The organism is Heyndrickxia sporothermodurans, assembly GCF_003055045.1.
Lineage (GTDB): Bacteria > Bacillota > Bacilli > Bacillales > Bacillaceae_C > Heyndrickxia > Heyndrickxia sporothermodurans.
In genome coordinates this window covers 1-10,124 of the sequence record NZ_NAZB01000058.1, presented here as the reverse complement: position 1 = coordinate 10,124, position 10,124 = coordinate 1, and the positions used below count along the sequence as shown (strand labels likewise).

Sequence of the window (10,124 nt, the reverse complement as noted above, 5' to 3'; positions counted from 1 at the left end):
TTTTTAGGGGATTTCTCTTTAACATGTACAAGAATGAATTATGATTCTCAGGTAAAATATGTGTATACTCTGTTCCTTCACGAAGGATAATTTCTGCCATCGTAATAGGTACCAAACTATTCATTGGTCCTTTTACTCCTGCAATATCACCTGAATAAACTCGAATCGAACCACCTTCAAAGTTCACTACAGGAGCATCTTCAACATAGATGTTTTGATAAGCTGTTTCTGTACGCTTCAAACTTTTTGGAAGGTTTAGCCATACCTGTAATGTATGAATCAAGTCATCATCATAAGCCTCTTCCGCATGTCTAGCTGCCCATCCAGCATTCATATATTGAACATCACCAGCATTTAAAAGGCTATAGCCGCCCGCATTATCTATATGTTCAAGCCTTCCATCAACAACATACGTTACAGTTTGAAAGCCTCGGTGAGGATGATCGGCGAAGACTCCACGCTTATACCAGTCTTCAGCCATAAGAATAAAGGGAGAAAATTCTTGATTCCTCTCAGGATTAAGAATAACTCCTTGTTGGACATGTGGATAACCATTTTTATTATATGTTGGATACCAAAAATCTTTTATATCTCTATGAAATATTGATTCATTAGACATTTCAAGTCCTCCTTTTTTGGATCTATTACACCGTGTGATTAAACATATTGATAAGCTAATTTCTCTGCTGTTTCAGTTACTTTACGCATTCCATTTTCAATGATTTCCTCTGCTTTATCGGGACTTGCATTATGTCCCTCAATAACAACCTCTTCAGTAACTTCCATACCAAACATTCCAGCAAATATGCTTCTCATATAATTCACTGCATGTTCCATATTTTGCATTTCCGGTGAAGAATAATACCCACCTCTTGCATTCATTAGAATAATCTTTTTCTCTGGCATTAAGTAGACCGGCGAACCATCTGGACCGTATTTGAATGTATAACCCGCTTCATCAATGTAGTCAATAAATGTATGAAGTTTAGCAGGAACTGTTAAGTTCCACAACGGGAAAACAAATACAACTACATCTGCTGTAGCAAATACATCTTTCGCTTTTTGTTTTGCAGCTAGAAGGCGTTGTTCTAATTCCGATAGTTCTTCGCCACTTTGTAATTTACCGAAAGCATTGAACAATTCCTGCCCAAAGTAAGGCATATCTTCTTCAAAAACATCATAGACAGTTACATTAAGATTTTTTGCATCATTTATAGACTCCATAAAGGTTTCATACATTTTACTAGATACACCCTCTGGGCGATTATTTGCTTTAACTACTAATAAATTCATTTAATAAATCCTCCTAAATTCCTGTTCCCACAATAAAAGGGAATTGATTTTACAACTATTGCATACACAACACTTGTTGTATAATCAAATTATAGATATGATCTGTTCACCCCTCAAGCAACAAAATCTTCACTTTGTTGCATAAGCCACAAATCACGAAATATGTCTTATCATTCTGGAATGGAGGTATTTTAATGACTGAGGAAAACACGGATTTGCGTTCAATTCGAACAAGAAAGTTTATTATTGATTCCTTTATAGAACTCTTGGAAAAAAAGGATTTCAACAGTATCACAATCAGTGATATTACAAAGGGAGCCATGATTAACCGGGCAACCTTTTATCGTCACTTTCTCGATAAATATGATTTGCTTGAAAAAGTGATAAAAGAAGATTTACTGGAGAATGTACTAAAGGAATTGTCGAATAATGAAGAGTTCAGCGAGGAAATGCTAAAGAGTTTGTTCTTATCTATTACTACATTCCATATGGGCTTATCAACCCGATGTCAAAGAAGTTATCATGATATGAGCGTGAATATCGAAGCCATTTTAAAAAAGGAGCTTGAACAGATTATTTTTCATTTACTATTAAAGAAATATAAGGATCAAGGTGATGAAAAGTTAAGAATGAACTCGACCATGTTAAGTTGGATGATTTACGGAGCTTCAATTGATTGGAAAGAGAACAGTAATAAATCACCTGAAGATTATTTTGAAGATGCAAGTTTGTCTATTAGGCAATTATTAAAGAATGAAATAGTATAAAGTTTCTTTAGTAAAAAGGCGTTACTCCAAGTGGATATAACGCTTTTTGCTCTTAATACAGCAATTTTTACAGTCTGGATAACAATTATATCGGATATTTGAAGCATTATTAGACCAGTAATTATTGAATCAAAAAGACTGGATCACTATTAGACCCAGCCTGGTTTCGTATTTATTTTACGATTGAAATAACTGATTGAATAAGACTGCCCGCTGCTCTTCCCACTTCCTTTACCGTTTGGATACCAACTATAAAGCAGTTGGGAAGAACTTTTTAGCATGGGAAAGAGGAAAATAACAGCTACATATATTAGAAGAAAGATAAGGAAGCAAGGGTAAAGCCTTAACTATTATTCTCCCGTTTCGGCAAATCGTTTAATTTTTTCACCAATTTCATCACGAACACGTTGGAAAACAGCCCATTTTTCTTCTTCCGTTCCTTCTGCTTTTGCAGGGTCATCAAATCCCCAATGTTCCCGTTTTACATTAGGCGGTGTAACAGGGCATTTATCTTTCGCATCACCACAAAGAGTAACAGCTAATTCAGCGTTGTTTAGTATTTCCGGTTGGATAATATCAGAAGTTTGGTTTGATATGTTAATTTCCACTTCATTCATTGCTTTAATCGCATTCGAGTTCAGTCCATGTGCTTCAATTCCAGCACTCTTTACTTCCCATTCATCTTGATTTAAGTATTTTTTTGCCCATCCTTCAGCCATTTGGCTTCGGCAAGAATTCCCGGTACATAGAAAGTAGATTATTTTTTTAGCCATAACTCATTCTCCTTTAGAAAAATAGTAATGAAATAAAGAGTCCAATTAACGTAATAAATAGGATAGGTATCGTTAGGACAATACCGGTTTTAAAGTATGTTCCCCATGATATTTTCACACCTTTTTGTGATAAAACGTGAAGCCATACTAATGTGGCAAGTGAACCAATTGGAGTGATTTTGGGACCTAAATCCGATCCAATAACATTTGCATAAACAAGGCTTTCTCTTATTAAACCTGACGTATTAGTTTCCGAAATTGCTAAAGCATCAACCATTACAGTTGGCATATTATTCATAACCGCAGATAATATAGCTGCAAGAAAGCCCATTGAAACAGTAGCAATAAACAATCCTTCCTCAGCCACATTTTGAATCACACTTGCCAAGACGGACGTGAGCCCCGCATTCCCTAATCCATAAACAACTACATACATTCCAATCGAGAAGAACACAATATTCCAAGGGGCTCCTTTAATCGCCGCCTTCGTATTGACCGCTTCACTTCTTCTAGCCATTAGAATAAAGAGTATCGCAATAATCCCTGCCACAATGGATACAGGAATATTAATGAATTCGCTAGTAAAGTAACCAATTAGTAAAACTGCAAGAACAAACCATGAAAGGTTAAACAATTTTTGGTCTTTAATAGCTTCTTCTGGTTTTCTTAATTTAGATAGATCATATGTTTTAGGTATACTTTTTCTGAAATAAATAAGTAGAACTGCAATAGTTGCAATTAGTGAAAAAATGTTTGGAATAATCATTCTCGAAGCATACTCAAGAAACCCAATTCCAAAGAAATCAGCAGACACAATATTTACCAGGTTACTTACTACAAATGGTAGTGAAGTTGTATCGGCAATAAAGCCACTAGCCATAATAAACGGAAACACCATTTTTTCTTTAAAATTCAAGTTTCGAACCATGGCAAGTACAATTGGTGTTAATATTAATGCAGCCCCATCATTGGCGAATAGGGCAGCAACAATAGCACCTAAAATACTTACATAGGCAAACATTTTAATTCCATTTCCCTTTGCAATCCTCGCCATATGTAGAGCAGCCCACTCAAACAAACCAATTTGATCTAATATTAATGAGATAAGGATGATTGCAACAAACGATAATGTTGCGTTCCAAGTAATGTCTATCACTTCTAAAACATCACTAAAACCGACAACTCCTACTAAAAGGGCGATGATTGCCCCACCACAAGCGGACCAACCAATATTTAATCCTTTAGGCTGCCAAATTACTAGGACTAGAGTAGCTACAAAGATTATGATTGCAAGTATAAGCGTTGTTGACAAAATAATACCTCCAAATTTAACAACAAGAAATTCGTGTACCTTTTTCTTCAAGTGCTTTTAATTTATAATCTTGATTAGGTAGTTGATCAAGAATGGGTTTAATAAATTGATAATACTCGTTTCTTTTATTTACTGAATAAAATATCCATTGTCCTTTCCTTTCTTCCGTAACTAATCCTAAATCTTTCAATTTACGTAAATGTTGGCTGATAGATGGCTGACTAGATTGAAATATTTCAACAAATTCACAAACACAACAAGCCTGATTATCTATTAACTTCATCATTGTTAGCCTTGTTTTGTCGCCAAGCAATTTTAAAATTACAGCAGCATTCTCCATTTCGATGGTTGTTTGCAACACCTAATTCCCCCCTTGCAATTCTAAACCTATATAATCATATAACTATATACTTATATGTTCAAGTAAAAAAATATCAAACTCACTTTCCTTCCTCTTTTAAACCCTCATACGCATTTGTAAAACGTTCAAAAGAAATGTTCCCAAGTGTTTTTTTGTCTTTCTGAAATAGACGCTCAAACGTGATTTCCTTTGCCTTTTCTAAGGTGCATTTTCTACTACTCATAATTAATTTAAGATATGCTATGAAGTATTCTTTACTTAAATTACCACCATTATTAATAAGCATCAATATGACCTCCATAAAAGGGAAAGTTATTCAACTCCCCCTTCTGATTACACAATTTTAGCAGCATGAATTTGAACTACAAGAAGCGTTCGTTACTTTAAGATTCGTACTACATACACCCGTTTCAGGTAATTCTAACTCGACCTTCTCAGAGGCTCCATAATCTCCTGATAAATATGCCACTACAGACCGAACCTGCTCATATCCTGTCGCCATTAAAAATGTTGGTGCTCGACCATAACTTTTTGCTCCAACGATATAAAAATCTTTTTCGGGTTGCCGTAATTCCTTTTCCCCATGAGGACGTACCGTTCCACAACTATGAATATTCGGATCAATTAGTGGTGCAAGAGCCTTAACACTTTCTGTTGCTGTATCAATGCTGGTCCTTACTTCCCGAAGTATTGAAAAATCTGGACGGTTCCCAGTATTAACAATCATTTCATCTATATCTGAATAAGTTTTTAAGTCACCCTTAGTCTCCCCTACTAGCTCGATTTTTCCATTTTTACCTTTAACGTATTGAATCATAAAAGGAGTAATAACTTGAACTACGCCAGAATCCACTAATTTGTGTATACGACTTCCTAAATCACCTCTCGCCTCGAGAGCATCCAGTTCCTCGCCTCCGTAAGCATTTTCAACCCTCTCTTTTCTTAAAACCCATACTATTTCTGTTGCGGGGTATTCATCTTTTATTTTTGCTAACTCTAATAATGAATTGATGGCAGAATGGCCACTTCCAATAACAGCAACACGTTTATTTAGATAACGGTTTTTCTCTACCCCTAGAATATCTGGGATGCCATAGAAAATTTGATTTTTTATTCCCTCCTCTCCTTTTAACCAAATGCCGTTTGAATTTGCTGGATTAGGATTACCCCAGGTTCCAGTTGCATCAATAACCGCCCTCACCTCAAACTGTTTAAACTCCCTATTTTGCTCAGCAATAATCACAAAAGGTTGTTTTTCCCGATTAGCCGTTTTCATTTTATCCATGCTTTTTCGGCTAATTGAAAGAACCTTTGTATTAACAAATAACGAATTTTTAATTTCAGGGGTATTTGCTAACGGCTTTAAATATTGCTCAACTAAGTCTTTCCCAGTAGGTAATTCATTTAGGTCTGGCTCATTCCAATCTTGTTTTTTAAGAAGTTTAGATGCAAATTTATCAATGTTATATCTCCAAGGAGAAAATACTCGAACATGGCCCCATGTTAGGATATTCGCCCCAACTTGAGATCCAGATTCTAAAAGAATAAATTGTTGATTATATCTTACTAAATGGGCTGCTGCTGCAAGACCTACAGGACCAGCCCCAATAATTGCAACGGGTAAATGTTTGCTTTCTCCATTATTAGTATCTTTCAATTCCTTTTCAGCTTGACAACAGGTCGGTTTGATTTCTATCCATTCCATTTTCATCTTTCCTCTCTTTAAATTTTTATAAAGAAGATTACTTCGACTTTGTAATTGAGATATTTGCTGTATGTAAAACACTGAAGCATAGATTAACACGTTGTATCTAATATTTTTTCCATTGCCATTACATCTACAAATTTGCCATCAAGAACTCCTTGATTCTTAAATACCCCAACTTGGCGGTACTGCAATTTGTTATATAATCCTTGACCTAAAAGATTGAATGGGAAAGTAAATAAAACCAACTTATAAAAATCGTGATTCAATGCTTCTATTTCAAGTTGTTTTAGCAATTTTTGACCAGCCCCCTTTCCTCTATAGTCACGATGGATATAGACAGAAATTTCACCTACTCCTTTATAGGCATCTCTTTGATTATAGGGACTTATGGCTGCCCATCCGACGATGCTTTTTTCTTCATTCTCTGCGACTAACCCAACGTATCTCCCTTGATGATTGTTAAACCAAGAATGGATATAGTCTTGATCTTTCTTTCTAGTTTCGAGTGTGGCAACCCTGTCAACTATTCCTTGATTGTATATCTCGAGAACTTCTATCAAGTCTGTCATTTCGACCTTTCTAATGATCATTAAGTACCCTCCTTTAATTGCTATTATCAACACTTGACAAAGTCAAATATTTTCTTAAAAGAAAACCACTATTTATTTAGTGGTACAACAACCAGAACCAGATCCATCATTCATCTTCATGGCACTCAGTAAGATCTGTAAACTATCTATAACCTGATTCTGTTTATCATTTGGAATAAACCCTAAAATCTGCCCAATGTATTGATTCATTTGACCGGAGATTTCGTTTGCTTTTACTTGACCTTTTTCAGTAAGTAATAAAACAACATAACGTCTATCGTTAGGATCAGGGGTTCGAGAAACATACCCTAATTCCACCACTTTATTGATCTGCCTACTTAGCATTCCGGTATCCATAGATAATTTCTCGGCCAGATCAATTAAGGAAATGCGGGGGTTTTTATCCAATTCATATATAATGTGACTTTGCAGGACTGTTATTCCGCAACATTCTGAACCTTCACGCTGTAACAAACCAAAATCACGAACCAATTGTTGAAGAATCTCTCTGATCTCAATTGCTTCATTAGAACTAATCATTTCTGTCACCTCAAAGTAAATGATACAATCAATAATTGACTTTGTCAATCGTTAATTAAGACTTTTGAAAGGAGATTGAGCGAAAAAGGTACAAAACCCAATGGGAACAGGGTTAAATACAGCTACACATCTGAACCAAATATCTTCCTAAAATTAGTCTCCAAAAATTCTGCCATTTTAGTAGCCTGAAAAGCCCATTTCTGCCCCTTTGTTTCAGGATAATAAACAAATCCTCCGTTATCAATATCAAGAATCTTTTTAAACCTTTGTGGGTAAAGAATACTTTCCTTTATCCAATCTGATTTTTTATTTATACGTTTTTCAAGGTCTTTCATACTCCAATAGACACCTAACAATTCACTCTGTTTTAATTCTTCATATTCAACTTTTGTTATAATCACCATATCATCTGGAATTGTTATTACAATTTCTGCATGTAGTTTTTGCAAGAATTCAACCACCCATTATATATCTTTTTATAAATAAGAAAAAATATTTCTTGTTCTCTCCCCATATATACAAAAATCCCTCCATATTAAGGAGGGATTTTTGGCACATGAGAAGTCGCCCGTACTTCTCAAATTTTGAAATATTACATCTTTGAGCACTCGTCTCAAAGTATTTTGTATTAATATTATATTCAGCTACATTAATTTCATTCATTATTTTGATTAAAATAGTACAGGGGACTCACACGTAGCCCCCATTTGAATAATTTTACATCTACCACACTCGTGAGTAGCTATTTTGTACCTTTATAATAACATAATACAATAGATCTGTCTAATATATTTTTAGTAAATACATTAGCTTCCCAAAATGCTTAATTCCTCTATCTTTCTTTCCTTTTCTGATAGTTCAGATTCTAATGTATTAATTTTACTTTTTAGCTTTTCTATGTACACCAATTTGTCATCCAACATATTATTTATTGTAACGTAATAATGCTTTACATCAAGGGCGATAGCTATAGCTTCGTCAACTCTCTTCATTTCATCCTTGCTCAAGGAGGAAATATATTCACCTAGTCTTGATTTACTAACACATACTATATTTCCTAATAAGACATTTCCGTCAAGAATTAAATTACCATCCCCATCAAACTTGTCCGAAATCGGGATTACAACAGGTAAGGTAGAAGAAGTATGAGTTATTGGAGCAACAATTACATTGGGTGAAGTTGAATTTGCGTCATCTCTTTGCAATATGACACAGGGTCTTTCTTTAGATTCTTCACTTCCTACTCCATAACCAAGATTACACTTGTATACCTCACCACGTTTAACAACTCTTTTTTTGGCCTTATTCGCAATACTATCCAAAAAAAGTTTTGTCTTCAACCATTCTAAGTACCTTTGAGTTTTAGATAGATCTATCTGCATTAAATTATTTCCCCCTATTATATCTCTTTAATCAATAATACCACATCCTAGTTATCAATTTTGTAATTTTTCTTTTCTCTACTATGTCCCCATAGAAAAAATACGTTCCACCGCCCCTTCCCCTTCTCACTCACCTCAACTCCCTCTCCCCCAAGGGCTCATGCCCCTTTTATTTAGCTGTCTTAATGTCGGTATCTCCCTCTCACTCTCCTCAAACCCTTGCGGTTCTAAGACCAACCCCTCTTACCTCGCCTTTTTTCTTCCCTCCATTATGTTATTAAGTTCTTCCCCAAAACCCCCATTTTCGCCCTCCTTTTTCCGTTCTGGATTGTATCGAATATTCGGACAATGTTAAAGAGTTGGTACCGATAATGATGAAAGAATCAGGAGAAAAGAAAGGAAATGCAGCAATTCTAGGATGGTATCACAGTTAGGAAACACACTGAGTAGAGATTGGAAATCCTACGGATTTATTGATTGGAAAAACGATTGAAACCCTTATGGAACAAGGGAATAGACAGTTATTGAGCAAAAGAAAAAGACTGGATCACTAATGGACCCAGCCCTGAATTTTAATTGATTTTTTATTGAAAAAACCGATTGAGTAACGATTGATTACATAATAGACTGCCCGCTGCTCTTCCTGCTTCCTTTTCCGCTTGGATACCAACTATTTAGCATTGGGTACCGACTTTTTAGCGTGGGGAAGTGGAAAGTAACAGGGACATAACAATTGTTGCTTTGAAATAAAGTTTGATCAAAAATATCACACAAACCCTAATTCTACAACGAATATAAAGAATCCATTTTGAAAAAAGATTGATTAAAATGGATTCTTTATCAGCAGATTCAAGTGTCGTTTTTATAAAAAAGTTTGATCATTTCGTAGTGGTGTTAATCTAGTAAGCATATACAACTAATTTAATTACATAACTCAAATTCACTGCCCTTTTTGCTTCAGCGTAGGTGTTTAATTTCCTGAATTCAGATTGATGGTCTTCTAATCCTCTTAGAACATCTATTTCAAGAGATATCCTTGGAGTTACACCCTTATTATTAATATCCAAGTTAGCCTCGAATTCTTTCATTGACTTCGCTAGAATATCCCATTCAGATTCTGAATAATGTTTTGTAGCAATGTATGCTTTCTCTATCACACTTCCCACAGTAATATTTAAAGTTAAATTCAAACTAATACCTTCTAATTCCCTATAAAAATCTTGAAGTAGTTTTTCTTCCAACCTATCTATTAAACCTTGTCTAATTTCTTCATTTAATTTTGCTTGTTCATTCTCCCAACAAAAAATAATGGAGAACCCAAATAAAGCAACATCCACGCCTAAGCATTTTACCTCTTGAAATTTATATGGACCCTCTATCGGATTAACCCCCGAATTT

The 10,124-nt window shown here is 35.0% G+C and carries 13 protein-coding genes; 1 reads left to right on the top strand and 12 read right to left on the bottom strand.

The features are described from left to right. Together B5V89_RS17690 and B5V89_RS17685 are read right to left on the bottom strand one after the other, a co-directional pair. On the bottom strand, positions 1-619 hold a 619-nt coding region (locus B5V89_RS17690), incomplete at its 3' end, for a pirin family protein (protein ID WP_108073301.1). A 38-nt stretch (positions 620-657) separates the two neighbouring features. After that, entirely contained in the window at positions 658-1,293 is a 636-nt protein-coding gene (locus tag B5V89_RS17685; protein WP_107921307.1) for an FMN-dependent NADH-azoreductase, read from the bottom strand. A 194-nt stretch (positions 1,294-1,487) separates the two neighbouring features. On the opposite strand from B5V89_RS17685, the gene B5V89_RS17680 reads away from it, so the two are divergent. Beyond that, positions 1,488-2,060, top strand: coding sequence for a TetR/AcrR family transcriptional regulator (locus B5V89_RS17680; RefSeq protein ID WP_108073299.1), 573 nt, complete (start codon positions 1,488-1,490; stop codon positions 2,058-2,060). 350 nt (positions 2,061-2,410) lie between these two features. Here B5V89_RS17680 and arsC read toward each other — a convergent pair whose 3' ends face one another. From arsC to B5V89_RS17630, 10 genes are all read right to left on the bottom strand, one after another. After that, entirely contained in the window at positions 2,411-2,833 is a 423-nt protein-coding gene (arsC, locus tag B5V89_RS17675; RefSeq protein WP_066231988.1) for an arsenate reductase (thioredoxin), read from the bottom strand. A 13-nt stretch (positions 2,834-2,846) separates the two neighbouring features. Beyond that, on the bottom strand, positions 2,847-4,145 hold the full coding sequence (locus tag B5V89_RS17670) for an arsenic transporter (RefSeq protein WP_108073297.1): 1,299 nt from the start codon (positions 4,143-4,145) through the stop codon (positions 2,847-2,849). Positions 4,146-4,161: 16 nt separating this feature from the next. Then, on the bottom strand, positions 4,162-4,506 hold the full coding sequence (locus B5V89_RS17665; protein WP_084347672.1) for an ArsR/SmtB family transcription factor: 345 nt from the start codon (positions 4,504-4,506) through the stop codon (positions 4,162-4,164). 79 nt (positions 4,507-4,585) lie between these two features. Next, entirely contained in the window at positions 4,586-4,792 is a 207-nt protein-coding gene (locus tag B5V89_RS17660; RefSeq protein ID WP_066231993.1) for a hypothetical protein, read from the bottom strand. A gap of 57 nt (positions 4,793-4,849) precedes the next feature. Next, positions 4,850-6,217 (bottom strand): NAD(P)-binding domain-containing protein, encoded by a 1,368-nt coding sequence (locus B5V89_RS17655; protein WP_066231995.1) that lies wholly within the window; start codon positions 6,215-6,217, stop codon positions 4,850-4,852. 86 nt (positions 6,218-6,303) lie between these two features. Further along, a complete protein-coding gene (locus tag B5V89_RS17650) occupies positions 6,304-6,804 on the bottom strand; it encodes an arsinothricin resistance N-acetyltransferase ArsN1 family A (RefSeq protein ID WP_066231998.1) in 501 nt (166 codons plus the stop codon). 72 nt (positions 6,805-6,876) lie between these two features. Then, on the bottom strand, positions 6,877-7,344 hold the full coding sequence (locus B5V89_RS17645) for a MarR family winged helix-turn-helix transcriptional regulator (protein ID WP_066232000.1): 468 nt from the start codon (positions 7,342-7,344) through the stop codon (positions 6,877-6,879). A gap of 122 nt (positions 7,345-7,466) precedes the next feature. Continuing rightward, the gene (locus B5V89_RS17640; RefSeq protein WP_066232003.1) at positions 7,467-7,793 is read right to left on the bottom strand and encodes a DUF771 domain-containing protein; all 327 of its coding nucleotides are present in this window, start codon (positions 7,791-7,793) and stop codon (positions 7,467-7,469) included. Positions 7,794-8,150: 357 nt separating this feature from the next. Next, positions 8,151-8,726 (bottom strand): type II toxin-antitoxin system PemK/MazF family toxin, encoded by a 576-nt coding sequence (locus tag B5V89_RS17635; protein WP_108073295.1) that lies wholly within the window; start codon positions 8,724-8,726, stop codon positions 8,151-8,153. 899 nt (positions 8,727-9,625) lie between these two features. After that, positions 9,626-10,124, bottom strand: a 499-nt coding sequence (locus B5V89_RS17630) for a hypothetical protein (protein ID WP_108073294.1), incomplete at its 5' end; no start/stop codon positions are given.

Coding starts and splice junctions, on each gene's coding strand:
- B5V89_RS17685 (WP_107921307.1), bottom strand. CDS start 1,293: ATGAATTTATTAGTAGTTAAAGCAAATAATCGCCCAGAGGGTGTATCT.
- B5V89_RS17680 (WP_108073299.1), top strand. CDS start 1,488: ATGACTGAGGAAAACACGGATTTGCGTTCAATTCGAACAAGAAAGTTT.
- arsC (WP_066231988.1), bottom strand. CDS start 2,833: ATGGCTAAAAAAATAATCTACTTTCTATGTACCGGGAATTCTTGCCGA.
- B5V89_RS17660 (WP_066231993.1), bottom strand. CDS start 4,792: ATGCTTATTAATAATGGTGGTAATTTAAGTAAAGAATACTTCATAGCA.
- B5V89_RS17655 (WP_066231995.1), bottom strand. CDS start 6,217: ATGAAAATGGAATGGATAGAAATCAAACCGACCTGTTGTCAAGCTGAA.
- B5V89_RS17650 (WP_066231998.1), bottom strand. CDS start 6,804: ATGATCATTAGAAAGGTCGAAATGACAGACTTGATAGAAGTTCTCGAG.
- B5V89_RS17645 (WP_066232000.1), bottom strand. CDS start 7,344: ATGATTAGTTCTAATGAAGCAATTGAGATCAGAGAGATTCTTCAACAA.
- B5V89_RS17635 (WP_108073295.1), bottom strand. CDS start 8,726: ATGCAGATAGATCTATCTAAAACTCAAAGGTACTTAGAATGGTTGAAG.